Source organism: Humibacter albus DSM 18994, assembly GCF_000421825.1.
Lineage (GTDB): Bacteria > Actinomycetota > Actinomycetes > Actinomycetales > Microbacteriaceae > Humibacter > Humibacter albus.
Window position 1 is genome coordinate 21,626 of sequence record NZ_ATXT01000011.1, and the last position, 24,566, is coordinate 46,191.

27 protein-coding genes are annotated in these 24,566 nt (G+C 68.6%); 20 read left to right on the forward strand and 7 right to left on the reverse strand.

All coding sequences use genetic code 11. The features are described 5' to 3' along the window. The 4 genes from H623_RS0101470 to H623_RS17190 are packed head-to-tail and all read left to right on the forward strand — an operon-like array spanning position 1 to position 3,378. Entirely contained in the window at positions 1-720 is a 720-nt protein-coding gene (locus H623_RS0101470) for an urease accessory protein UreF (protein ID WP_022899167.1), read from the forward strand. A 53-nt stretch (positions 721-773) separates the two neighbouring features. Then, complete coding sequence (ureG, locus tag H623_RS0101475; protein ID WP_022899168.1) at positions 774-1,409, forward strand: urease accessory protein UreG; 636 nt, start codon at positions 774-776, stop codon at positions 1,407-1,409. A gap of 7 nt (positions 1,410-1,416) precedes the next feature. Then, the gene (locus tag H623_RS0101480) at positions 1,417-2,433 is read left to right on the forward strand and encodes an urease accessory protein UreD (protein ID WP_022899169.1); all 1,017 of its coding nucleotides are present in this window, start codon (positions 1,417-1,419) and stop codon (positions 2,431-2,433) included. 21 nt (positions 2,434-2,454) lie between these two features. After that, positions 2,455-3,378: an urea transporter gene (locus H623_RS17190; RefSeq protein ID WP_022899170.1), complete on the forward strand. Its 924-nt coding sequence runs from the start codon at positions 2,455-2,457 to the stop codon at positions 3,376-3,378. Positions 3,379-3,408: 30 nt separating this feature from the next. Here the strand turns inward: H623_RS17190 and H623_RS0101490 are convergent, their stop codons facing one another. Further along, positions 3,409-3,831, reverse strand: a complete 423-nt coding sequence (locus tag H623_RS0101490) for a MarR family winged helix-turn-helix transcriptional regulator (RefSeq protein WP_022899171.1) — start codon at positions 3,829-3,831, stop codon at positions 3,409-3,411. 83 nt (positions 3,832-3,914) lie between these two features. Here H623_RS0101490 and H623_RS0101495 point away from each other — a divergent pair, with 83 nt between their 5' ends. From H623_RS0101495 to H623_RS17195, 3 genes are all read left to right on the forward strand, one after another. Further along, positions 3,915-4,679 carry an alpha/beta fold hydrolase gene (locus H623_RS0101495; protein WP_022899172.1) on the forward strand — a complete coding sequence of 255 codons (765 nt, stop codon included), beginning with the start codon at positions 3,915-3,917 and terminating at the stop codon, positions 4,677-4,679. 118 nt (positions 4,680-4,797) lie between these two features. Next, entirely contained in the window at positions 4,798-5,067 is a 270-nt protein-coding gene (locus H623_RS0101500; protein ID WP_022899173.1) for a hypothetical protein, read from the forward strand. Between the two features lie 68 nt (positions 5,068-5,135). Beyond that, positions 5,136-5,825, forward strand: a complete 690-nt coding sequence (locus H623_RS17195; RefSeq protein ID WP_022899174.1) for a YbhB/YbcL family Raf kinase inhibitor-like protein — start codon at positions 5,136-5,138, stop codon at positions 5,823-5,825. A gap of 7 nt (positions 5,826-5,832) precedes the next feature. Here the strand turns inward: H623_RS17195 and H623_RS0101510 are convergent, their stop codons facing one another. From H623_RS0101510 to H623_RS17200, 3 genes are read right to left on the reverse strand one after another with little or no spacing between them, the layout of a single operon-like run. Further along, complete coding sequence (locus H623_RS0101510; protein WP_342664572.1) at positions 5,833-6,660, reverse strand: UdgX family uracil-DNA binding protein; 828 nt, start codon at positions 6,658-6,660, stop codon at positions 5,833-5,835. Then, entirely contained in the window at positions 6,603-7,259 is a 657-nt protein-coding gene (locus tag H623_RS0101515; RefSeq protein ID WP_022899176.1) for a response regulator transcription factor, read from the reverse strand. The genes H623_RS0101510 and H623_RS0101515 overlap by 58 nt, the downstream gene beginning before the upstream one ends. Positions 7,260-7,309: 50 nt before the next feature. Further along, a complete protein-coding gene (locus tag H623_RS17200) occupies positions 7,310-8,617 on the reverse strand; it encodes a sensor histidine kinase (protein ID WP_157560857.1) in 1,308 nt (435 codons plus the stop codon). Between the two features lie 210 nt (positions 8,618-8,827). On the opposite strand from H623_RS17200, the gene H623_RS17205 reads away from it, so the two are divergent. Beyond that, entirely contained in the window at positions 8,828-9,376 is a 549-nt protein-coding gene (locus tag H623_RS17205) for a DUF4352 domain-containing protein (RefSeq protein WP_022899178.1), read from the forward strand. Positions 9,377-9,435: 59 nt separating this feature from the next. Here H623_RS17205 and H623_RS17210 read toward each other — a convergent pair whose 3' ends face one another. Further along, complete coding sequence (locus tag H623_RS17210; RefSeq protein ID WP_022899179.1) at positions 9,436-10,638, reverse strand: multidrug effflux MFS transporter; 1,203 nt, start codon at positions 10,636-10,638, stop codon at positions 9,436-9,438. A 211-nt stretch (positions 10,639-10,849) separates the two neighbouring features. On the opposite strand from H623_RS17210, the gene H623_RS0101535 reads away from it, so the two are divergent. From H623_RS0101535 to H623_RS0101565, 7 genes are all read left to right on the forward strand, one after another. Then, a complete protein-coding gene (locus H623_RS0101535) occupies positions 10,850-12,301 on the forward strand; it encodes a magnesium chelatase ATPase subunit I (RefSeq protein WP_022899180.1) in 1,452 nt (483 codons plus the stop codon). Continuing rightward, positions 12,294-14,450 (forward strand): vWA domain-containing protein, encoded by a 2,157-nt coding sequence (locus H623_RS17215; protein WP_022899181.1) that lies wholly within the window; start codon positions 12,294-12,296, stop codon positions 14,448-14,450. Before H623_RS0101535 ends, H623_RS17215 begins: the two co-directional genes overlap by 8 nt. A 269-nt stretch (positions 14,451-14,719) precedes the next feature. Beyond that, complete coding sequence (locus H623_RS17220) at positions 14,720-15,472, forward strand: siderophore-interacting protein (RefSeq protein ID WP_022899182.1); 753 nt, start codon at positions 14,720-14,722, stop codon at positions 15,470-15,472. A 367-nt stretch (positions 15,473-15,839) separates the two neighbouring features. Next, complete coding sequence (locus H623_RS0101550; RefSeq protein ID WP_022899183.1) at positions 15,840-16,154, forward strand: hypothetical protein; 315 nt, start codon at positions 15,840-15,842, stop codon at positions 16,152-16,154. Between the two features lie 106 nt (positions 16,155-16,260). After that, positions 16,261-16,638 carry an ArsR/SmtB family transcription factor gene (locus H623_RS0101555; protein ID WP_022899184.1) on the forward strand — a complete coding sequence of 126 codons (378 nt, stop codon included), beginning with the start codon at positions 16,261-16,263 and terminating at the stop codon, positions 16,636-16,638. 25 nt (positions 16,639-16,663) lie between these two features. Further along, positions 16,664-17,179, forward strand: coding sequence for an SRPBCC family protein (locus H623_RS0101560; protein WP_022899185.1), 516 nt, complete (start codon positions 16,664-16,666; stop codon positions 17,177-17,179). Further along, complete coding sequence (locus H623_RS0101565) at positions 17,172-17,639, forward strand: VOC family protein (protein ID WP_022899186.1); 468 nt, start codon at positions 17,172-17,174, stop codon at positions 17,637-17,639. Before H623_RS0101560 ends, H623_RS0101565 begins: the two co-directional genes overlap by 8 nt. A gap of 87 nt (positions 17,640-17,726) precedes the next feature. Here H623_RS0101565 and H623_RS0101570 read toward each other — a convergent pair whose 3' ends face one another. Then, on the reverse strand, positions 17,727-20,285 hold the full coding sequence (locus H623_RS0101570; protein ID WP_022899187.1) for an ATP-dependent Clp protease ATP-binding subunit: 2,559 nt from the start codon (positions 20,283-20,285) through the stop codon (positions 17,727-17,729). Positions 20,286-20,519: 234 nt separating this feature from the next. On the opposite strand from H623_RS0101570, the gene H623_RS0101575 reads away from it, so the two are divergent. The 5 genes from H623_RS0101575 to ligD all read left to right on the forward strand — a co-directional run bounded on the left by H623_RS0101575 (position 20,520) and on the right by ligD (position 23,449). Continuing rightward, complete coding sequence (locus tag H623_RS0101575; RefSeq protein WP_026939789.1) at positions 20,520-20,924, forward strand: DUF7144 family membrane protein; 405 nt, start codon at positions 20,520-20,522, stop codon at positions 20,922-20,924. A 137-nt stretch (positions 20,925-21,061) separates the two neighbouring features. Further along, on the forward strand, positions 21,062-21,511 hold the full coding sequence (locus tag H623_RS17225) for a MerR family DNA-binding transcriptional regulator (RefSeq protein ID WP_022899189.1): 450 nt from the start codon (positions 21,062-21,064) through the stop codon (positions 21,509-21,511). Continuing rightward, on the forward strand, positions 21,508-21,825 hold the full coding sequence (locus H623_RS0101585; RefSeq protein ID WP_022899190.1) for a thioredoxin family protein: 318 nt from the start codon (positions 21,508-21,510) through the stop codon (positions 21,823-21,825). The genes H623_RS17225 and H623_RS0101585 overlap by 4 nt, the downstream gene beginning before the upstream one ends. Positions 21,826-21,965: 140 nt before the next feature. Beyond that, entirely contained in the window at positions 21,966-22,379 is a 414-nt protein-coding gene (locus H623_RS0101590; RefSeq protein WP_022899191.1) for a VOC family protein, read from the forward strand. A gap of 23 nt (positions 22,380-22,402) precedes the next feature. Then, complete coding sequence (gene ligD / locus H623_RS17230; protein ID WP_022899192.1) at positions 22,403-23,449, forward strand: non-homologous end-joining DNA ligase; 1,047 nt, start codon at positions 22,403-22,405, stop codon at positions 23,447-23,449. Positions 23,450-23,502: 53 nt separating this feature from the next. On the opposite strand, the gene H623_RS0101600 is transcribed toward ligD, so the two are convergent. Then, a complete protein-coding gene (locus tag H623_RS0101600; protein ID WP_022899193.1) occupies positions 23,503-24,561 on the reverse strand; it encodes an ATP-dependent DNA ligase in 1,059 nt (352 codons plus the stop codon). Positions 24,562-24,566 lie beyond the last annotated feature (5 nt).

Here is a 24,566-nt window from a genome sequence, read left to right on the forward strand (position 1 = left end):
ATGGTCACGCCGAAGGATGCGAGCGGGCCGGCGAGCCTGCTGATCAGCCTGCAGTTGAGCGATTCCGCGTTCCCGAGCGGGTTCTATGCAATGTCCCACGGGCTCGAGGGGTTTCACCAGCAGGGGCTCGTCGATGGCGACACGATCGGCGATCTGCTGGAGGACATCCTCGTGCGTACCGCCGGTCCGGGAGATGCGACGGCTTTGGCGCGGACGCACGGGGCAGCCGTACGGCAGGACTGGGACCACGTCGCCGAGCTCGATCGGCTGCTGTTCGCGTCGAAGCTGAACTCGGAGCTTCGGCGCTCGAGCACACGCAGCGGACGGCAACTGATCGACATCGTGAGCGAGGCGTACGCGGGAACTCACGGCGGCGACGACATCGCGACCTGGGCCGAGTGGGTGAGGTCGCGCCGCACTCCCGGATGCCAGGCGATCGCAACCGGGGTCTGTTACGCCGCAACAGGGGTAGCGGTGGAGCAGGCAGTGGTCTCCGACCTCTTCGCCTTCGCGATCAGCTTCGCGGGTGCGGCGCTTCGTCTGCGGCTCACCGATCACCGCAGCACGCAGAAGCTGCTGCGCCGGGTGCAGCCGGTGATCGAGGAGGTCGCGGCCGACGCGGTGGCGCGCCCCGAAGCGGACATCGGAGGGTTCACCCCGGTCGGCGACATCATGTCGGCCGGGCACGAACGCGCTCCGGCGCGGCTGTTCACGAGCTGACCGGCGCCGCGCTCGGCGGAACCCACGGAACATCGAGAAAGGAAAGAAGAGACATGAACGACAACGTGCTGCGAGTCGGCATCGGGGGGCCGGTGGGAACCGGGAAGACAGCGCTGACCGAAGCTCTGGTGCCTCTCTTCCTCGCCGCGGGACGCACTCCCGGCGTCATCACGAACGACATCTACACGCAGGAGGACGCGCTTCACGTGCGGCGAGAGCTCGCCGGCATCATCTCGCCGGAATGCGTCATCGGGGTCGAGACCGGCGCCTGCCCGCACACCGCGGTGCGCGACGACCCGACGATGAACCTCGCCGCCGGTGAGGAGATGCTCGAACGGTTCCCCCAGATCGACACGCTGATCTACGAGTCGGGCGGCGACAACCTGACGCTGACGTTCTCGCCCGCGCTGGCCGACGTCTTCGTCTTCGTGCTCGACACGTCGAACGGACAGAAGATGCCGCGAAAGGGCGGTCCGGGAATCACCGAGAGCGACATCCTCGTCATCAACAAGGTCGACATCGCGCAGTACGTGCGCACCGACCTCGAGGTGATGGAGCGCGACGCCCATGCCGTGCGGGAGGGACGGCCTGTCATCCTCACGAACGCGCTCGAGGGGATGGGCGTTCAGAAGCTGTGCGACACGATCATCGCGCGCTGGGAAGCGCAGCGCGGCAGGAACGTCGCCTGAGGCGCCGATGACCGAGGAACCGGGAACAGACACGGCTCACGAGAGCCGGCCCCGCATCCGCTACGGCGGCCCGCGACTGCAGCCCGAACACTACGAGCCCGCGCACGTGCCGGTCGACGTCGCACGGTACGGGGTGGACCCGCACACCCTGCCGGTCGGCAGCCCGGGCAAGGTCGGCATACTCGAGCTCGGGTTCGAGCTCCGTGGGCCCGAGGGGATGCAACGCACGGAACTGGTGCACCACTATCAGAAGTCGCCGCTGCAGATCATCGAGCCGGTGTACTACGACCCCCTGCGGCCCGACATGCCGTACACCTACCTGTTGACGACCGGGGGAGGGGTGCTGCACAACGACAGACAGCGCGCCGACCTGAAATTCGGACCCGGAACATCCGCGCACGTCACGACTCAAGCGCACACGAAGCTGTACCGAATGGAGTCGGGGTATGCGACGTCTCTCGTGAACGTCGAGATCGCGGACGGCGCCTACCTGGAGTACCTTCCGGACCCGGTCATCCCGTACGTCGACTCGCGTTTCTATCAGCGCGTCGCCGTGACCCTGAGCCGGGACGCGACGCTGGTGACGGGGGAGACGATCTATGCCGGTCGTCTCACCCGCGGCGAGCACAACGCCTATGCGGTGTTCGCGAGCGATTTCGAGGTGCGGCGCCCCGACGGTGAGCCCGTCGCGTTCGATCGGGCGCGGCTCGTCCCCAGGGAAGGGCAAGTGGGAGGGCTGGGCATCCTGGCGGGGCGAGATGTCGTGGTTTCGCTTTTCGTGGTGACACCGCGCGTTCCTGTGGCGCAGCTCGCCCAGGTCCTTCATGACACGGCGGCCCGGATCGTCGCGGATTCCGATGACGATGCCGCACTGTTCGGCGTGAGCACGCTCGCCGATGACGCCGGGGCGTGGCTGCGGTACGTCGGCGACGACACCATCACCGCCACGAAGGTGCGGACCGCTGCCGCCGCCGCGGTGCACGAGCTGATCACGGGAAGCAGCGCGCCGCAGATACGCAAGTAGCCCCACCGGGAGGGAACGACGATGAGCACGACGAGTCTCAGCACCACGACCGCCATCGTGCACTGGGGGCAGGGGGTGCTTCGGGGCCCTTCGCAGGTCTACTTCCAGCAGAACCTATTCACCGGAGTTCTGGTGCTGGCGGCGTTCTTCGTTGCGGACTGGCGGATGGGTGTGCTGGCCGTGCTCGGTGCACTCGGCGGGATCGCCGGTGGCCTGACCATGCGGTTCACGTTGGAGAACGTCTCGACCGGAATGCAGTCGTTCTGCGGGGCTCTCGTCGGCGCTGCGACGTTCGCCGCGCTGGGCGGGAACGGGTGGTGGGTGTACGCCCTGTCGATCGTGGGTGGTTTCGCGACCGGTCCCGTCACCTGGGTCGTGAATGCAGCGTTCACGAGGACTGTGCTGAAGAATTTCGAGCTTCCGTACACGACGGCACCGTTCGTGATCGTCTCGACGATCATCGCCGTGTCGACGCTGCGGCTGGCAGTGCCGAGCGCGCCGACGAAGCTGCCTTCCGAGCCGGTGGCATCCTTTTTCCTCTCTCTGCTGACGAACATCTCGCAGGTGGTCTTGATCGACAACCCGGTGTGCGGCGCGCTGATCCTTCTCGGGCTATTCATCGCGAGCTGGCGGGTCGGAGCCGCCGCCGTGCTGGGCAGCCTGTTCGGCTCGCTGGTCGCGATCGTTCTCGGAGAGCCGTGGTCGGAGATCGCCAACGGTCTCGCCAACTACTCGGGAGTGCTGACCGCGATCGCGCTGGCGGTCACCTTCCTGAAGAGTTCCATCGCGTCGTGGCTCTATTCGCTGCCCTGGATCGCGGTGACGGCGATCGTCACGCTGTTCATGCACCGGGTCGGGGTCGTGACCTACACCTGGCCATACATCCTGACCACGTGGGCGGCTCTCGTCGTCGCGTATTACATGAGACGCCTGAAACGAGCCTGACCGGGTCGTCGCGTGCGATGGATGCCAGTGCTAATCCGGACGCTCATCGTCGAGCACCGTCTCGAGCAGCTCCCGCAATGCGCTGCGCTGCCGGGCGTCGAGGCGACCCACGCTGTTCTGAAGCACCTCCGTCGCGAACGCCGAGCCGAGCTCGAGCATCCGCCGGCCTTCGTCGGTGACGCGGTGTTCGTGCGCGCGCCCTTGGCCGCGCGTGCGCACGATCAGGCCTCGGCGTTCCATGCCGGACGCCATCACGCCGAACGACTGCTCGCTCTGGAACGTCTCGGCGGCGAGCCGCCGGGCGCTCGCGCCGGGCTCCCGCTCGATGGCGCGGAGAGCATCCCACTGCACGATGGTGATCCCGGCCGCCGAGCGCAGCCGTGAGTCGAGCAGCCGATGATGCTGCCATTGCGCGCGTTTGATGAGTCGGCCCAGCTCCTGGAGCTCGTCCATTGCGCGTCATCCTCCTTGCTCGACTAAATATATTGGGTTACAGTGATCCGCACCAAGTAAAGACATTTAGTCAGGTGGATGCAATGGACACGATCACGGTCGGAGAGGCGCGACTGCACGTCGAGCAGAAGGGTGCGGGGCGTCCCGTCGTCGTCATCCACGGTGGGGGAGGGGCCGCGACTGTGGCGCCGCTGGCGGAGCACCTGGCTTCCAGGGCGCGCGTGCATGTTCCGACCTTGCCGGGATGGGATGGCGCAGAACGTCCTCAGTCCGTCGTGCGCGTCGAGGACATCTCCGACCTCTTCTTCGAGTGGTTGGAACAGGAGCGCCTGGATGATGTGGTGATCGTCGGCTCGTCGATCGGCGGATGGATCGCAGGGGAGCTCGCCGTGCGCGACCGCGACGTCGGCCGCATTGCGAAGGCGGTGCTGCTCGACACCGTCGGATTCGAGGTCCCCGGTCAGCACATCCGAGACTTCTTCGCGCTCGATGCCCGCGGTGTCGCGGAGTACTCGTGGTACGACTCGGAGCGGTTCTACGTCGATCCGGCGACCCTGCCGGCGGAGCGCACGGCGGCGATGGCATCCAACCTGGCGACGATGAAGACCGTGGCGGGCGATCCGTACATGATCAACCCCGCCCTGCTCGCCAACGTCGCGTCGGTGACGATTCCGGTGCTGGTGGCCTGGGGCGAAGCCGATCGCATCGTCACTCCCGCCTATGGGCGTGCGGTGGCCGAGGCGTTCCCGGCCGGCCGATTCGAGCTCATTCGAGAGGCGGGACACCTGCCGCAGTTGGAGCAGCCCGAGCGGGTGCACGCTCTGGTCGATGCGTTCCTCGCGGAATGACCGAACCTCGCCGGCGGTACCCTCGCCTGTCAACCCGTCGGGATCTCGACCGCGTCGGCTTACCGTGAACGCGGAGCGTCGACAGCGACGCGAACACCGACGCGAACGGAGCAGACCGATGTCGAACCAAGACGAGGGCATCCACATCGAGCCGAGCTGGGCGGAGGGCGCCATCCCCGCGCAGGACGAGGAAGCGCGGAGCGTCGACGAGATCGGCGAGCCCGACCCACTGCCCGAGGAGGATGTCGAGGCCGAGGAACAGGAGGATGTCGAGGCAGCGGGGCACGGCGTCGAGGAGGAAGCGCAGCCCGAGACGCAGGGCGAAGACCCGTACGAGTCGGCCCTGGGAGATGAAGGGGAGGGCGACCTCGCGCCGGAAGACCTGTGATGCGGCCGTCTTAGCAGTGCCGTCGCGCTGCTGCTCGTACCCGCCGCCAAGGCGGTGGCCACCGCTCGGTGGCCACCGCCTTGGCGGCGTTCTCGCCGACGGGTTCGGCTCGGGCGGCGTACTCCCGGTATTCTCGCCACGACCCGCGCGCTCCCGATGCCGCGGGTCGGGAGGACACCGTGTCGTTGGCCGAACTGCTCGTCACCCCGCTCGGCTGGATGCTCCGCGCAAAACGCTCCGACCCGGCGCGCAGTGTCGCCTTCGCCGCGGAGCTGAGCGCCGAAGGTTCGCTCGAGCTCTCCTCGTCCTCGTTCGCGGAGGGGGCGCCGATCCCGAAGACGTACAGCGGCATACCGCGTGGGCGGAACACATCGCCCGCACTCTCGTGGCGCGGCATTCCTGCGGGCGCGCGCAGTCTTCTGCTCATCATCGAAGACGTCGACGTGCCGTTCGCACGTCCGCTCATCCACACCATCGCCCTGCTCGAGCCCGGAGAGTCCGACTCGGGCGAGCTCGCCGAAGGCGCCATGACTCCGGGCAACCTCGCCGTGCACTACGTACCGGCGTTCCGCGGCTGGCTGGGCTATCAGGGCCCGCGGCCGTTCCCGGGGCACGGCGTGCACCACTACGGGTTCCACCTGTACGCACTCGACATCGAGTTGGATGCTCATGCTTTCGCCGATCTCGACGCCCTGCTTCCGCACGTGGCCGGTCACGTGCTCGCCTCAGGAGTCCTGGTCGGAACGCAATGCGCCTGACGCCGCCTCACCCGGAGCGGGACTCGTGCGCGGCGCTCGCTCCCGCGCTCGCTTGCGCGGCGACCTGCAGATCTTGAACGAAGCTGTCGAACGCCTCCTCGAACCCGTCCTTTCCGCGAAGGCGGAGCACGGCGGACGGGTGCGTCGTCACGAAGACCTCCGCATCCGGGCTCGTGGGCGGCCCGTCGAATCTCTGGCCGCGCGAGCGTCCGATCGACAGCGGTCGGCCGAGCACCGCGCGCGCGGCGGTGGCGCCGAGGCAGACGACCACGGCGGGATCCACAACCTGCAGCTCCGCCTCGAGCCAGGGATGGCAGGCCTCGATGTGCACGACGGCGGGCTTGTCGTGGATGCGTCGTTTTCCCGACGCGTGGTGGCGGAAGTGCTTCACCGCATTCGTCAGGTAGACACGCCCGCGATCGATGTGCGCCTCGACGAGCGCGCGATTCAGCAGTTCACCCGCCGGGCCGACGAACGGCTCGCCCTCGGGGTCCTCGCGATCGCCCGGCTGCTCGCCGACCAGCATCATCGCCGCAGAGGCCTTTCCCTGCGAGAACACGATGTGCCGCGCGTCGCGCCACAGCTCGCATCCGCGACAATCGGCTGCGGCGGAGCGCAACGCGCTCAGCGTGTGCCGCTCCGGAAGCCACTGCTCGGCACCGGGGCGCTCAGCGTCCCCTTGCTCCATGGTCCTATCCCAGCGACTGCGGACGGAATGCACGACCCGTTGCGACCGCGAGCGCTTGTCGCTAGAGGTGCGCCGTACCGCATGCCGTCCTAGGCATCCGCACGGGCAGCGACCACGGCGATGTCCACCCGGCCCCGCACTCCCCACTTGGCGCGGATGCTCGCGAGCGTGGACTTCACCGTGGTCGGGGCGACGAAGAAGCGGGTCGCGAGCTCGGCATCCGTCAAGCCGTTCATGACCTCGATCGCGAACTCGCGCTCCCGGTCGGTGAGCAAATCGAGCTTCGCGCGGGCGTCGCGCCGGGCCTCCGAGGCGGGCGCGCGTCGCACCCACTCGGTGAGCTGGCGGGCGGCGCGGGGCGAGTAGGCGGAGCCGCCTGCCGCGACGCTGCGAACCGCCGCGATGATGCGCAGCGGATCGTCGTCTTTGAGCAAGAAGCCGTCCGCTCCGGCGGCGATGGCGTCGAGAACCCGACCGTCGTCGTCGAAGGCCGTCATCATGATGAACCGCGGGCGGTCCTGCTTGTCTCGCAGCGACTGCACCAGCGTCACGCCGTCCATGCGCGGCATTCGCACGTCGCTCAGCACGATGTCGGGGCGCGAGGCCGGCAGTGCCGCGGCGACACGGTCGCCGTCATCGCACCGGCACACCACCTCGATGTCGTCGGTCGTCTCGAGAATGGTGGTCACGCCGGAGGCGGCCATCGCGTCGTCGTCGACGATGAGCACACGGATGCTGTCGGTCACCGCGTCAGTCTAGGGTCGGCCTCCGACGGCGCCGGCCGGTCGTGTCTGCCTCAGGCGGCCACGGACCAGGGCAGCCACGCCACGACGGCGAACGTCCCCTCGGCCGTGGGGCCCGCCTGGAAGGTGCCGCCGACGAGCTCGGTGCGCTCGCGCATGCCACGGAGCCCGTTTCCGCCTCCCCTGCTGGTCGGCGCGGCCGCGGGCGTCAACCAGTTGGCCGCGCGAACGGTGAGGCCCGTGGCCGGGCCGCCGCGCACATCCAAGGTCACGACCGATCCCGCCGCGTGTCGACGCGCGTTCGAGATCGCCTCCTGTACAAGCCGGTAGCAGGCGTGCGCGACCGCGCGATCGCAGGACGCGGGGTCGTCGACGAAGAGCTGCGCGCGAACATCCGTGCCGCTGCGCACCGCGTCGTCGATCAGCGCGGGCAAGTCGGAGAGCGCGCTCGCCTCCTCCAGCCGGCGATCGGGGTCGCGCAGCATCGTGACCAGTTGGCGCAGGTGGTCGAGCGAATTCTGCGTGGATTCGCGCACCGTGCGTGCCGCTGACACCGCCTTCGGGTTGGTCGCCTCACCCACCATGAGCTCGAGCGCACCGGCGTGCAGCGCGGTCTGGCTGAGGTCGGCCGCCAGTGTGTCATGCAATTCGCGGGCGAGGGTCTGGCGTTCGCGTTCGCGCTCGACCTCGCGGTGCAGCACGGAGACGACGCGGTTGGCCGCGGCGGATTCGTCGCGTGCCGTATCCCGCTCGCGCCTGAGGTGGCGTGCGATGCCGAACGCGGCGAAGGGGGCGACGCAGATGGCGGCCGCCACCGGCGTGAGAGCATACAGCGAAGCCGGAGCTGCCGTTCCCGGCGTCGCCTGTCCCAAGAACGAACCGAGATAGGACTGCGGACCGGCGAGGTCCCAGCAGAACGCGACGATCGTCGCGGCGTACGTCGCGGCGATCAGTCCCCAGCGTCTCCAGCCGGTGCGTGCCGCGGTCACCGCGGCCAACGCGACGAGCGCCGGAAGCGCCGTCGTCGGAACGACGAGCACGGCCGCTGTGGCGATGCACGACACGACGACCGGGTGGCGGTGGCGCCAGACCAGCAGCACCGAGGCGCCGATGACGAGGAACGCGCCGGCCATCGAGTACGCCTGAAGCGGCGCAGGGAACGTGGAGGTCTCGGTGCCGTAGACGCCGCCTGCAGACATCGCCAGCAGTGCGCAGAGCAGCACCAGCGCGAGGGATCCGATCAGGGCCCAAGCCCGACGGGCGCGTGAGCGCACACGCCCGGGGCTCGCGGGCCGCCCGCCGACTCCAGGCGGTGCGGGCATGGCCCGCCCGCTCGGCGATGAAGGGGATGCGGCGGACACGTCCCGATCGTAGGACGAGCCGCCGACGGCATCCCACCGGCATGAGGTCGGGCGGGCCGAGACGTTCGTGCGGAGTGCAGCCACGCCGTCCCCTCCTTCCGGTCGCCGGATCGTGACCGGATCGACGTGGTCGACCGAGCCCGGCGACTGGTGATCTGGGGATGGCGCACCACGCCGGCCCCATCACATCCATTCCGTCAGGAGGACCTCATGTTCACCACCGCACGCCTCGTTCGCAGCTCCGTCGTCGCCGCGATCGCCGCCGGCGCACTCGCCGTGACGCTCACCGGCTGTAGCGCCGGCAGCAGCTCGGCGCCCGCGGCAGCCGAGAAGTCCGCATCGACGAGCTCGTCGCCGAGCGCTCCCGGCATGAACACGCCGGTGAAGGCTGGCTCGTTCGAGTTCACCGTTCTCGACGTGAAGGATGCCGGCACCACGGTCGGCACCGCACCTCTCGGCAAGACCGCGCAGGGCAGCTACTTCCAGGTCGACCTCAAGGTCGCCAACACGGGCAACAGCTCGCAGACGTTCCTCGCCGACGACGTGAAGCTGAAGGACGCCGCGGGCAAGACGTACAACGCCGATGACACGGCCACTCTCTACGCCTCCGGCGACGCGAGCACGTGGGTCGCCGCGATCAATCCCGGCAACGCGGTGCAGGGACCGGTGCTCTTCGATGTGCCGACGGGCACGAAGCCGACCACGCTCCTCGTGGCCGACAACGCGTTCACGACGGGAAGCCCGATCACGATCGGGTGACCGCGTCGGCACACGGGGCAGCCCGGCATCGTGATCTGCGCGCGGCGAGCGAGCTCGACCTACATGTGCTCGCCGCGCCGCCCGATCACGGTGGCCGATGCCAGCAACGAGAGGCAGTAGAACACGAACATCGCCAGTCCCATGTTGAAGCCGTTGTCGGTGCCCAAGAGGCCCAGCAGAGGAGCGGAGACGGCGGCGGCGACCATGGTGGTCGCACCGATCACGGCGGAGGCGATCCCCGCCAGTTCGGCGTGCTCGTGCAGTGCCATCGCCTGGTTGTTCGGGGTGACGAGCTGCTGGAACCCGATGCACAGCCATGAGGTGATCGTGACTCCGACCAATCCGAGCGTGGGGGCGGCGATCATCATCAGTCCGGCGACGATCAGTGCGCCGATGAGGCCGATGATCGCCACTCGATGCGGCGTGTTGCTGCGCAACAGGCGCGGGCTGACGCGGTTCATCGCGAGCATGACCACGGCACCGCCGGCCAGGATGAGACCGTAGGCCTGCTCCGAGACGCCGTACCAGTCCTGCGCGACGAAGCTCAGCCCGGAGATGTAACAGAAGCTCGCCGCCATCATCGCGGCCTGCGAGAGCGTGGCGCCCAGGAACATCCGGCTCCCGCCCAGCACGCGGAGCCCGGAGAAGAAGCGGATCTGGCGCAGACCGCGCCGTGCGCCCTGCGTCTCGGGGAGGGCGATGAAGGCGGCGATCACGAGCGCGGCCGCCATGACGGCCTGCACCAGGAAGATGCCGTGCCAGTCGGTGTACAGGAGCAGCGCCGAGCCGATCAGGGGAGCGACGATCGGTGCTCCGGTGGAGATCAGCATGATCGTCGAATAGCGCACCGACGCGCTCTTGCCCGCCGACACGTCGCGCACGATCGCGACCGCGATCGCCGGTGCCGCCGCGGAGCCGGCACCCTGCAGCGCACGGAAGACGACGAGTGAGGCGATGTCGGGAGACATCGCCGACAGCACGGAGAACACCACGTGCGCGAGCAGTCCGATGATGAGCGGCCAGCGGCGCCCGAGCACGTCGGAGAGAGGGCCGAACACGAGTTGGCCGAGCGCCATGCCGAGCAGAGAACCCGTCAGGGTGACCTGCACCGCCGCTTCGCTCGTGCTGAACTCGTGGGCGATCTGCGGCAGCGCCGGCAGATACATGTCCATCGTCATCGGGCCCAGCGCCGACATGACGCCGAGCAGCACGATGAGCCCGCGGTGCGTCGGCATGCCGTCGGCAGGTGGATGTGAACGCATTCCCGGGTGAACTCTCGATGGATCTCGCCCGAGCGCAACGTGACGTGACGAACGCGCGGGATGCGCACAGCACGGCTCGACGGCGGCTGCCCCAAGTCTAGAAAGCAGAAACGGCCGTCCACGTCGTCTGAAGACTTCGATCAGGATGCTGAGCGAATGAACGTCCGCCCACCTCCTCCCGCTGACGGGGTCACCGTGCGTATCGTGAAGCATGACTCCCGCAGAGCAGTCGATCCCCACGGGCAACGGCGCACCGGGTCGCGGCCTCGGAGCCGGGGCGACGGCCCCCGGCATCAGCACGCTCGGGCAGCTGAAGACATCCGGGCATGTCTACAAGCCGCTGCGCACCGAGGTGCGCGACAACCTGCTGGCGATGCTGCGCGCGGGGGAGGACCCGTGGCCCGGAGTGCACGGATTCGAACGCACGGTCATCCCGCAGCTGGAACGGGCGCTGATCGCCGGCCACGACATCGTGCTCCTCGGCGAGCGCGGGCAGGGCAAGACGCGTGTGCTGCGCACGATCGGCGGCCTGCTCGACGAGTGGACGCCGGTGATCGAGGGGTCCGAGCTCGGCGAGCATCCGTACCAGGCGATCACGCATGCCTCGATCCGACGAGCCGCCGAGCTCGGCGATGAACTTCCCGTGGCCTGGCGTCACCGCAGCGAGCGGTACGTCGAGAAGCTCGCGACCCCCGACACGTCCGTCGCCGACCTGATCGGCGACGTCGATCCGATGAAGGTGGCCGAAGGCCGTTCGCTCGGCGACCCCGAGACCATCCACTTCGGTCTCATCCCGCGCAGCCACCGCGGCATCGTGGCGATCAACGAACTACCCGACCTGGCCGAGCGCATCCAGGTGTCGATGCTCAACGTGATGGAGGAGCGCGACATCCAGATCCGCGGCTACGTGCTGCGGCTGCCGCTCGACGTGCTCGTCGTCGCCAGCGCGAACCCCGAGGACTACACGAACCGCGGCAGAATCATCACGCCGCTCAAGGACCGGTTCGGCGCCGAGATCCGCACGCATTATCCGCGGCAGCTCGACGCGGAGATCGCCGTCATCCGGCAGGAGGCCGAGCTGGTGGCGGATGTCCCCGACCACCTCATCGAGATCCTCGCGCGGTTCACCCGCAATCTGCGCGAATCGAGTTCCGTCGATCAGCGCAGCGGCGTGAGCGCGCGATTCGCGATCGCGGGGGCCGAAACCATCGCCGCGTCCGCGCTGCATCGGGCGACCTCGCGCGGCGAGAGGGAGGCTGTCGCGCGCACGGTCGACCTGACCACGGCCGTCGACGTGTTGGGCGGCAAGATCGAGTTCGAGACAGGGGAGCAGGGGCGCGAATCGGAGGTGCTCACGCATCTGCTGCGCACCGCCACGGCCGACGCGGTGCGGGCGCACCTGGGCGGCATCGACTTCGGGCCGCTCGTGAATGCCATCGACGACGGCGCCATGGTGGCCACCGGAGAACGGGTCACGGCCGCGGAGTTCCTGGCCGGGCTGCCGATGCTCGGGGAGTCACCGCTGTACGACGAGATCGTGGAGCGACTGGATGCCCGCAGTGACGGCGAGCGCGCGGCCGCCCTCGAGCTCGCACTCGAGGGCCTGTACCTGGCGCGCAAGGTGGGCAAAGACACCGACGGGGATGAGACCGTCTATGGCTGACCGCTCCGCGCCGCGGCCGCGTGGCGGGGCGGTCAGCAGGTTCCAGCGCTACGACGGCGGAGATCCCCTGGCGCCGCCGGTCGATCTCGTCGAAGCGCTGGACGCGATCGGCGAGGATGTCATGGCCGGCTACTCGCCCGAACACGCGCTGAACGAGTTCCTGCGCCGCGGCGGACGCGACCAGTCCGGCCTCGACGATCTCGCGCGTCGTGTGGCGGAGCGACGGCGCGACCTGCTGAGGCGACACAACCTCGGCGGCACGCTGAACGACATCCAGAAGCTCCTGGAGAACGCCGTGCTCGAGGAGCGCAAACAGCTCGCGCGCGACGTCGACATGGATGACATGGACCGGTCGTTCGCCCAGCTGCGCCTCGATAATCTGCCCTCGTCGACCTCCGCTGCCGTGAGCGAGCTGGACGACTACGACTGGCGATCGTCGAAGGCGCGCGCCGACTATCAGAAGATCAAGGACCTGCTCGGGCAGGAGATGCTCGGCCAGCGATTCGCCGGCATGAAGCAGACGCTGCAGAACGTCACCGACGAGGATCGCCGCGCGGTGAACGAGATGCTCGCCGACCTCAACCAGCTGCTCGACAAGCATCGGCTCGGCGAGGACGGTCCGGAGGACTTCGAGCGGTTCATGGCGCAGCACGGGCAATTCTTCCCGGAGAACCCGCAGAACATCGACGAGCTCATCGATGCGCTCGCCGCCCGGTCGGCGGCGGCACAGCGCATGCTCAACTCCATGACGGACGAGCAGCGAGAGGAGCTCATGGAACTCTCCGCTCAAGCGTTCGGATCGCCCCAGCTCGCCGCGCAGCTCGCAGACCTCGACGAGAACCTGAAGGCGTTGCGCCCCGGTGAGGACTGGAGCGGTTCCGAACGCTTCGGCGGCGACGAGCCGCTCGGCATGGCGGAGGGCGCGCAGGTGCTCTCCGACATCGCAGACCTGGACGACCTCGCCGAGCAGCTCTCCCAGGCGTACGACGGCGCGCGTCTCGACGACATCGATCTGGACGCCCTCACCCGCCAGCTCGGCGACGATGCCGCCGTCGACGCTCGCACCCTGCGCGACCTCGAGCGGGCGCTCCGACAGGGCGACACGTTCCGGCGGGACTCGCGGGGCGACCTGCAGCTCACGCCGAAGGCGATGCGACGGCTCGGGCAGAGTCTGCTGCGCGACATCGCCACGCGCATGTCTCGACGCCGGGGCGAGCGCGAGGTGCGGCTGGCGGGTGCCGCGGGTGAGGCATCCGGTGGCACCAGGGCGTGGGAGTTCGGCAGCACCGAGCCGTGGGACATTCCGCGCACGATGCTCAACGGCGTGCTGCGGCGCGCCGCAACACGGGCGGGAGCACAGCAGACGGCACCGGGCGCTCGCCGCATCGAGCTCGACGACATCGAGGTGATCGAGACCGAAGATCGTACGCAGGCGGCGGTCGCCCTGCTTGTGGACACGTCGTTCTCGATGGCGATGGACGGCCGGTGGCTCCCGATGAAGCGCACCGCGCTGGCACTGCACACGCTGATCCGCACGCGCTTCCGGGGCGACCGGCTGCAACTCATCGGATTCAGCAGGCACGCGCAGGTGATGGAGATCGAGGAGCTCACCGGCCTCGATGCGATGTGGGACAAGGGAACCAATCTGCACCACGCCTTGTTGCTCGCGAACCGCTTCTTCCGCAAGAACCCCGACGCACAGCCTGTACTTCTGGTCGTCACGGACGGGGAGCCGACCTCGCATCTGGAATCCGACGGGTCCGTGCGTTTCGCCTACCCGCCGCATCCCGTCACCATCGCCCGCACCGTCGACGAATGGGATGTCTCGCAGCGGCTCGGCGCGCAGACCACGATCTTTCGTCTCGGCTCGGACCCGGGTCTGGCGCGCTTCGTCGATTCCCTGGCCCGCCGTGTCGACGGCCGGGTCGTCGCGCCCGAACTCGACGACCTCGGGGTGGCCGTCGTCGACAGCTATCTGGGTTCGCGCGCCGCCCGCTCGAGTGGACGCCGGGTCGGGTCGCCGATGGACGGGAGGACGCCCGGCCCCGGTTCCGCGCAGCACCGGGATGCGGAAGGCGGCGCCTTCGGCGGACTCCGCGACGACTTCGGCGGCTGGTATGGCGGACGCGGGTTCTGGGTGGACGAATAAGCCGACGAGGTCGCCTAGGTCGACGCGCAAGAAGCGGACGACGAGCGTTTCGCTCCCTCTTCGCAACAAGGGCTCCACGCTTCTTAATAAGGATTGCCTAACCTAATTGAAGGCGATAATGTCGAGCGCGCGGGGGCATCCGCGTCATCGACATTGTGAGCCCGGGGCGGGCCGTCGACGGTCACGCGGATGCACCCGCGCCAACCCCAACGAGGTGCGGCGCGCGATCTGCGGGCCACGCACCGATCGCGAGAGAGCCGAGGAACGACATGCCCGCGAACTGGCAGCGAGGTGTGCTGAAGGCCATGGGTGTGAAGAACCACCCGGTCGAGGTGGTCGACGTCGCCGACCTCGCACCGTGGTACCGGCGCATCCGTCTGTCGGCCCCGGGGTTCCTCGACGAGCTCGCCGTTCATCCCACGATCTGGATCCGCCTCTGGGTGCCGGCGCTCGAGAAGGACAAGGTGGTGCAGCGCGGGTACACGGTCGTCGACCCCGACCCCGACCCGGGCGCCGGCGAGTTCAGCCTCGACTTCGTGCTGCACGAGCCGACCGGGCCCGCGGCATCCTGGGCCAAGAACGCCGAGGTCGGCACGACAGCCGAGATCGCGCACACGCCGCAGAAGCTCGCGCTCGATCCCGAGTTGCAGACGCTCGTTCTCGCCGGCGACGCCACGGCGCTGCCCGCCATCGTCACCCTGCTGCGGGCCGCACCGTCTACCGCGTCGAAGTACGTCGTCATCCAGGACTCGCACGACGACCGTGACGCCCTCGGCATTCCGCAGGATGCCCGCACCACGCTGGCCTGGAGTGACGACGATCCCAGCGGGGCCGGCCTCGTGAACGCGCTGCAGGCGTCCGTTCCGCTCGACGGGTTCGACCCGGGGCGCGCCTACCTTTGGGCTGCCGGTGAACGCAAGCTCGTGAAGGCGGTGCGCGAGCACGCCCGCGGCCAGCTCGACCTCGGACGGCACCGCCAGCACGCACAGAACTACTGGATCGCGGGGCACTCTGCCGGCTGAGCAGCGGCGCTTCGCGCCGCGCGGCCGGCTGAGCAGCGGCACTTCGCGCCGCGCGGCCGGCTGAGCAGTAGTGCTTCGCGCCGTGCGGCCGGTGGAGCAGCGGCGCTTCGCGCCGCGCGGCCCGCTAGCCGGTAGTGGCCCCAGGCTGCTGTGTGGCCGAGGCGATCGGGACAGCCGTCCGTAAATCAGGCCATATCCGGTCAGGCGGCAGATATATGGATGTGACCCGAGACTCCCTGAAATAGTGTCGGCGGCACGTCGTGCGGCCGGTATTCGGGACACGGAGTGCGAACCCGGGACTGTACAGACCGGTCGTCCAGGCGAAGCTCGTACCCTGGAGAAGACGGCTCACGATCGGAGGTGCACGATGGCCGCAGACGACGCCAAGAGCGGCGGGGTCAGCGCGCGCCCGCGCTGGCGTTTCACCGCCAAGGCGCCGATGACGGCCGACGAGGCGAGACTCATCGTGCAGCAGTTCGAGCGGGGCACCCTCGACATGTCGCTTCCCGGCACCGAGGAGATCGTCGCCGAGGCGCACCGTGTGCGCCTGAAGGCCCAGTTGTGGGGAACCGATCGCCGGGATGATCGTCGTCGCCAGGCCAAAGGCACGGTCGTGGTCGTGTGTGCGTTCATCGTGGTCACCGTCGTCGGGCTGGTCGCCTGCCTCGCCGTCACCGTCTGAGCCGCGGTTTCTCGACTGCCGGCTGCGGCGCGGGCCCTCGGCGTGTCCGCGCATGATGCGCCGCACGGGTTGACGCCCTTGTCTGCCAGTCCTAATATTCAACCAAATGGTTGTATATGACGCAATGGCGGATGCCTTGACCGACGACGACGTCGATCGTCTCTTTCATGCGCTCGCGGATGCCACACGTCGCGACATCCTGTCCCGCACAATGCGTGCAGACCAGTCCATCACCGCGCTGTCGCGCGGCTACGACATGAGCTTCGCCGCCGTGCAGAAGCACGTGACAGTGCTCGCGGACGCCGGACTCGTGAGCAAGGAACGGCGGGGAAGGGAGCGGCTCGTGCGAGCTGTACCCGCACGCGTGCGACGCGCGCGAGAGTTGCTGAGCCGCTACGAGTCGCTCTGGCGCGAGCGCGCCGCGGGTATCGAGGCCATTCTCGCCGCGGACGACTCCGTCCGCGGAACCGCGCGCAGCACCTGACGACACCTATCGGAAGGAACCGATCATGACAGTCATCGGCAGTACCCAGGATCCCGAAGCACTCACTCTCACCTTCGTCGCCGAGTTCGATGCGCCGCCGACCCGCGTCTGGAAGGTCTGGGAGGACCCCCGCCAGTTGGAACGCTGGTGGGGCCCACCGTCCTGGCCGGCCACGTTCGACGTGCACGACCTCAGTGCCGGCAGGACGAGCGCCTATTACATGACCGGTCCGAATGGCGACAAGGCGCATGGATGGTGGACGGTCGTCGCCGTCGACCCGCCTCACCGTCTCGAGTTCGACGAGGGTTTCTCCGACGACGACGGGAAGCCGACCGACGACGCGCCCGCGCGCGTCGAGGTGACGCTCCAGCCGGTCTCGCTCGCCGATGACCGGGAGGGAACGCGCATGACCACCGTCAACCGGTTCGTCAGCATCGAACAACTGGAGCAGATGATGCAGATGGGAATGGAAGAGGGCATGCGTCTCGCCATGGGCCAGATCGACGCAGTCCTGGCCGAGGGGACGACGCAGCATGCCTGAGGTCGCAGGCATCCAGCCGTGCCTCTGGTTCGACGACACGGCGCGGGAGGCGATGGAGTATTACGTCACGGTGTTCCCGAACTCACGGATCGTCTCGATCGAGGAGTATCCCGACGAGGCGCTCGATCCGCACTTCGCCGGCATGCACGGCAAGGTGCTGAACGGTCGCTTCACCCTGAACGGCGTGGACTTCGTCTGTCTCGACGGGGGCCCGCTGTTCCCCTTCACCGAGGCGGTGTCCTTCGTCGTCGCGTGCGCCGATCAGGCGGAGATCGACAGTTACTGGTCGAAGCTCTCGCACGTGCCCGAGTCCGAGCAGTGCGGCTGGTGCAAGGACCGGTTCGGCGTCAGCTGGCAGATCATCCCGGCCGAGCTGGGTGGCCTCCTGCGACGCCCCGAGCAGATCCGGGCGATGATGCAGCAGAAGAAGATCGTCATCGCCGAGCTCGAGAACGCGTGACGCTCTGACGAGGCGGCGGGACGCGCAGCCGAGTCGCTGGGCATCCCGCCGCCACAAGCGGCCCACCGCGATGGGCCGCTGGCGTCGTTACGCGGCCACCGGCATCCGGTGGTCCGCCGTGACGAGCAGGTCGTCTCCGACGGCGTCCACGCGCACGCTGTCGCCGTCGGCCACCGAGCCGTCGACCAGCAGGTCCGCGACACGGTCGTCGACCTCGCGCTGGATGACCCTCCGCAGCGGCCGCGCGCCGAACTCCGGCTCGTAGCCGTGATCCGCGATCCACTCGACGGCGGCATCCGTCACCGTCAGCGCGATCTCACGCTCGACCAGCCGCGCCTCGGTGGCTCGCAGCAGCAGCCGCACGATGTCGCGAAGCTGCACACGGTCGAGCTTGCGGAACAGCACGATCTCGTCGATGCGGTTGATGAACTCGGGCCGCATGTTCTCACGCAGCTTGCCCATCACCCTGTCCCGCAGCGCCTTCTCGTCGCCGAAGCCGTCGGCGCCCGGTGCCACGAAGCCGAGCGCTCCGCTCTTGGATGCCAGAAACTCGCTTCCGATGTTCGAGGTCATGATGACCACGGTGTTGCGGAAGTCGACCGTGCGGCCCTGGCCGTCGGTCAGGCGCCCGTCGTCCAGCACCTGCAGCAGCAGGTTGAAGATGTCGGGGTGCGCCTTCTCGATTTCGTCGAACAGCAGCACCGAGTACGGGTTGCGGCGCACACGCTCGGTCAGCTGACCGGCCTCGTCGTAACCGACGTATCCGGGAGGGGCGCCGATGAGACGCGCGGCCGTGTGCCGTTCTCCGAACTCGCTCATGTCGAACCGGATCATCGAACGTTCCGAGCCGAACAGAGACGAGGCGAGGGCCTTCGCCAGCTCCGTCTTGCCGACACCGGTCGGGCCGAGGAACAGGAAGCTGCCGACCGGACGGCGTTCGTCACCCATGCCGGTACGATTGCGGCGCACGGCCCTGGCGACCGCCGTCACAGCGTCGTCCTGGCCGATCACGCGTTCGTGCAGTTCTCCCTCGAGCTTCGCCAGCCGCTCGCGGTCCGCCTCACCGATGCGTGCGACCGGGATGCCCGTGGCGCGGGAGACGACGGAGGCGATCTGCGCCTCGTCGATGACGGCGTCGGCCTTCGAGGTGGCGCCGGCAGCGGATGCCTGTGCGAGCTTCGTCTGCACGCTCTCGATCTCGTCGCGCAGCCGCGACGCATCCTCGTAGCGTTCCGCCGACACCGCGGCGTTCTTCTCCGCCTCCAGGTCGGCCAGCTTCTGCAACAGGTCGGAGGCATCCACCTGCTTGCCGAGCTTCAACCGGAGTCGAGCACCGGCCTGGTCGATCAGATCGATCGCCTTGTCCGGCAGGAACCGGTCGGAGACGTACCGGGCGGAGAGCTCGACCGCCGAGCGAATCGCATCGTCGGTGTAGTGCACGCCGTGGTGCTCCTCGTATGCGCCCCGCAGCCCGAACAGGATGGCGACCGCGTCCTCCTCGGACGGCTCCGCCACCATGACCGGCTGGAAACGGCGCTCCAGCGCCGGATCCTTCTCGACCTGGCGGTACTCCTTGAGCGTCGTCGCCCCGACCAGGTGCAACTCGCCCTTGGCCAGGCGCGGCTTGAGGATGTTGCCGGCATCCATCCCGCCGTCGCCGCCTGCGCCGGCGCCCATCACGGTGTGCACCTCGTCGATGAACACGATCAGCTCGCCCTTGTGGGCGGAGATCTCGTCCATCAGAGTGGTGAGGCGCTCCTCGAAGTCACCGCGGTATCGGGTGCCGGCGAGCATGCCGGGAAGGTCGAGCGAGACCACGCGTTTGCCGTGCAGCTGCTCGGGCACACCGCCGTCGACGATGGCCTGCGCCAGCCCCTCGACGATCGCCGTCTTGCCCACGCCCGCCTCGCCCACGAGGACCGGGTTGTTCTTCGTGCGCCGGGAGAGGATCTCCACGGTCTGCTCGATCTCGTCGGTGCGGCCGATCACCGGGTCGAGCTCGCCGTCGCGCGCGAGCTGCGTGAGGTCGGTTCCGAAGCGGTCGAGCATGGGGGTCTCGGACGCCTGGTCCTCGGCATCCGGAGATCCTGCGGCTCCTGCACCCACCGTCGCTGCCTCGCGAATCGCCCCGGCGAGCGCCTCGGGCGTGACTCCCGCCGACGCCAGAACCGCTCCGGCGGGAGAGTCCTGGGCGATGACGAGCGCGTAGAACAGGTGCTCGGGATCGATGTACGTGGAGCCCGATGCCCGGGCCACCTGGTAGGCGTGGAACAGCGCGCGTTGCGCCGACTGCGTCAGCGCGGGCGCATCGGTCGTCGCCTCGCCGGTCTGCGGGAGCCGCTGCTCGGCCGCTCGGGCCACGCGTTCGGCGTCGACGCCGATACGTCGCATCGCCTCCGCTGCGGGGTCCTCTGCGGCCATCACGCGCAGCAGGTGCAGCGCGTCGAGCTCGTTGTGACCGTGCTCGAGTGCGTAGCGTCCTGCCCGCTGCAGCACTTCCTGAGTGCGACGGCTGAGGAATCGGGTGATGTCGATCGAGCGCGACGCACGCGCGCGCTCGCCGGCGAGGTACCGCGAGAGGAACTCGTCGAACGAGCCGCCCTCGCCGCCCATCTCGGCGTCGCCGGGGGTGAAGTTCTCAGGCACTGATTCTCCTGTTTGTCCGGGTTGTCTTCCGTTGTGCACCCGAACTTGAGTCGGGTCTTGTCAAGTTCAACGTCGGGCTCGACGGAGTATTCCCGAGCTGCGATAACAGCCGAACTCGACAGACGGCGCCGGTCAGGTACCGCGTCCTCATCGCGGCCTTCGCGGCAGCGCGCCGCGCGCCTCAGGCGCGTCGATCTCGATACGGTGATCTCGACGCCGAGTGCAGGAGAAGAGATGAGCAGCCTCGCCCGCCGCCCCGCAGGGGTGACTCTCATCGCCGTGCTCGCCTGGATCGAAGGCGCGTTCGCCATCGTCGCCGGGGTCCTCCTGCTCATCCTGAAAGACGACGCCGAGGTGCGGGATGCTTCCGGCGGCGAGCCGGCGCTCGTCACGTCGGCCATCCTGACGATCCTGTTCGGCGTCGTGGTGGTGCTCATCGCCGGTGGCCTCCTGCGCGGCTCGAGGGGTGCCCGCATCGTCGTCACCGTGCTGCAGCTGCTGGCGATCGCCTCGGACGCCCTGACAGCCTGGGCGGACCCCGCACGGTTCGCCTGGTCTGCCGTGGGAGCACTGATCTCGCTGATCATCGTGATCCTGCTCTGGACCGGACGCGCGAACGACTTCTTCCGCACCCGCTGACCATCCTTTGGGCAGTTCGCCTTTGCGCGACTCGGGCACGCGGCTTGACCCTGACCCCGGGGTCAACGTCTAGCGTGAACCGCGTCGGTCGCGATCCTGCACCGGCGCACAGATCGACGCGAAGCGAGGAGAGACGGATGAAGATCGGCGAGGTCGCCCGACGAGCCGATGTCAGCGTCAAGACGGTGCGGCATTACGAGTCTCTCGGCCTGGTGTCTTCGGCGAGGCTCTCCAACGGCTACCGAGACTACGCGGAGGACGCGCCACGGATGGTGGCCGAGGCGCACGCGTTGTCGCACGCCGGCATCCGTCTCGAACAGACCAGGCCGTTCCTGGACTGTCTCGCTGCCGGAAGCGAGAACGCAGACGACTGCGTGGCAACCCGCCCCGCATATCGCGCCGCGATCCAGGAGCTCACCGAGCGCATCGGCGAACTCGAGCGTCGACGCGCCGCCCTCGCCGCGCTCCTCGAGGCAGCGGAGGCCAGGCACGACCCCGGATGCGCCCTCCTCGGCACAGCACGAGAACAGGGCCACGACGAACCAAGCATGCAGAAGCCGAGGGCTTCAGAAGGGATCCAGGCATGATCATCGCGGATGAGACCACGTTTCGCGCCGTCGTCGAGTCGGCACCGAAGCCCGTTCTCGTGTACTTCTGGGTGACCTGGTGCGGGCCGTGCCGGGTGCTCGGACCGCTCCTGGAGCGCATGGAGGCCGACAGCGGCGCCTTCACCATCGTCAAGGTCAACGCCGACGACAGCCCCGCGCTCGCCGCGGAGTTCGGAGTGCTCGCGGTTCCGACGATGAAGCTACTGGCCGGCGGCGAGGTCGTGCGCACCATCGTGGGCGCCAAACCGCGGGCGGCGCTCGAGGCCGAGCTTGCGCCGGCTCTCACTGCGTGACACCTGGGCCACGAGGTCGAGGACGCCCGGCCTCGGAATAATGGGGGCTGACGGGGCGCCCGCACACGGGTAGCGTGAACCGCATCAGCGCCACCTGAACGAGCACGCTGAACACCAGCGCGGCCGGAAGGAGACCCGCCATGTCCGTCGTCCTCAACCCGTACCTGAGCTTCCGCGACACGGCGCGCGACGCGATGACGTTCTACCAGAGCGTCTTCAGCGGAGACCTCACCATCAGCACGTTCCGCGACTTCCACATGGATGAGGACGAGAGCGAGCTCGACAAGGTCATGCACGCTCAGCTGACCGCCCCCGGCGGCATCACGCTGATGGGCGCCGACACCCCGAACCGCATGGAGTTCACGTCGGGCGGCGCGATCACCGTGTCGCTGAGCGGCGACGACGAGCCGACGTTGCGGGGCTACTGGGAGGGGCTCTCGGAGGGCGCCGAGATCACGGAGCCGCTGAACCAGGCTCCCTGGGGCGACTGGTTCGGCATGCTCGTCGACAGGTTCGGCGTTCACTGGATGATCAACATCTCCACGCGCGGCTGACGGCGGACCCCGGAGGTAGTCGCGTGGCGAACGAGACCGTGCTCGAGGTGGACGGGCCCGACGGTGTGCGAAAGGTGCGGATCAGTCATCCGGACCGCACCGTATTTCCCGAGTCAGGGCTGACGAAGCTCGACCTCGCGCGCTACATCGAAGCGGTCGCCGAGCCGTTCCTGAGGGCGAGCGGCGACCGACCGGTCTCGCTGCAGAGGTTCCGCGACTCGATCGACGGAGAGCAGTTCTTCTCGAAGAATCCGCCTCGCGGAACCCCCGACTACGTGCGCAGCGTGATGGTGGTCTACCCGAGCGCCCGGTCGCATCCGCAGCTCGTGCTCGACGAACCGGCCGCCGCGGTGTGGGCGGTGCAGATGGGCACCGTGGTGTTCCACCCATGGCCGTCGCGGGCGGAGAACACCGACAACCCCGATCAGCTGCGCATCGATCTCGATCCCCAGCCCGGCACGGACTTCGGCGACGCCGTGCCGGCGGCACTTCGCCTCCGTGAGGTGCTCGCGGAGGCCGGGCTGGAGCCGTACGTGAAGACCTCCGGCAACCGTGGCCTCCATGTCTTCGCGCCGATCAGGCCGGAACGCGAGTTCCTCGACGTTCGTCACGCCGTCATCGCCGCGGCACGAGAGCTGGAGCGGCGCATGCCGCAGCAGGTCACGACCGCGTGGTGGAAGGAGGAACGGGGCCAGAAGGTGTTCGTCGACTTCAACCAGGCGAATCGCGACCGCACGATGGCCGGCGCCTACAGTCCCCGTGCGTTGCCGCACGCCTCGGTATCGTGTCCCGTCACCTGGGACGAGCTGGAGTCGGTGAACCCGCACGACTTCACGGTGCTCACCGTTCCGAAGCGACTCGCCGAGGTCGGCGATCCATGGGCGGACTTCGGCGAGCGCCCGGGCGGCATCGATGTCCTCCTGTCGTGGTGGCAGCGCGATCTCGATGACGGGCTCGGCGAGCTTCCCTTCCCGCCCGACTATCCGAAGATGCCGGGTGAGCCCCCGCGTGTGCAGCCGAGCAAGATGGTGGCCGAGAACTGGGACGAGAGCGGCCGCCGGGTCGACTGAGTCCGCACCCCGTTCCCCTTCATGTGCGGCCCGCCGCCCACCGCACCGGCCCGTCAGGCGAGCACGTCGGACAGGTCGTACGCGACCGGGCGCTCCAGCTGGTCGAACGTGCACGAGCGCGGCTCGCGGTCGTCACGCCATCGCTCGAACTGCACCGTGTGTCGAAACCGCATTCCCTCGAGCTGGTCGTAGCGCACCTCGAGAACGCGTTCCGGACGCAGGGAGACGAACGAGACATCCTTTCCGCTCGAGAACCGGCTGCGTTCGGTCTCGCCTTTCACGGCCTCGCCGTTCTCGTCGCGTTCCACCAGCGGGGCCAGCTCGTCGACGAGCTCGAGCCGTCTCGCATTGCTGAAGGCGGATGCCCCTCCCACGTTGCGCAGAACGCCTGCGTCGTCGTAGAGCCCGAGCAGCAACGACCCGACGCCGCGTCCGCTGGCATGCACGCGGTAGCCGAGCAGCACGACATCGGCCGTGCGGTGGTGTTTCACCTTGAGCATGGTGCGCTTGCCGGGGGAGTACGGAGCCGACAGCGGCTTGGCCACCACGCCGTCGAGGCCCGCACCCTCGAACTCGACGAGCCAACGGCGTGCGAGCGCGACATCCCTCGTCGTCTGGCACAGGTGCAGCGGCTCGCTCCAGTCGTCGGCCAATCGTTCCAGGGCTGCGCGTCGTTCTTCGAACGGGCGGCCGGTCAGGTCGTCGTCGCCCAGCGCGAGGAGGTCGAAGGCCACGAATGCGGCGGGTGTCGTCTCGGCCAGCAGCGCGATTCGGCTCGCGGCCGGATGGATGCGCTGCGACAAGGCCTCCCAGTCCAATCTCTCGGCGCCGGCCGAGCCTCGGCGCAGCACGATCTCGCCGTCGAGCACGCACCGCGGCAGCTGACGGGCGAAGGTCGCCACCAACTCGGGGAAGTAGCGGGTGAGAGACTTCGACCCGCGGCTTCCGATCTCCACCTGACGCCTGCCGTCGCCGTCGGGGTCGCCGACGCCGACGATGCCGCGAAAACCGTCCCATTTCGGCTCGTACGACAGTCCGCCGGGCACCGAGTCCGGTTCCGGCACTGCGCTGACAGCGCGGGCGAGCATCGGGGCGGGAAGCGATTCGGCCATGCGCC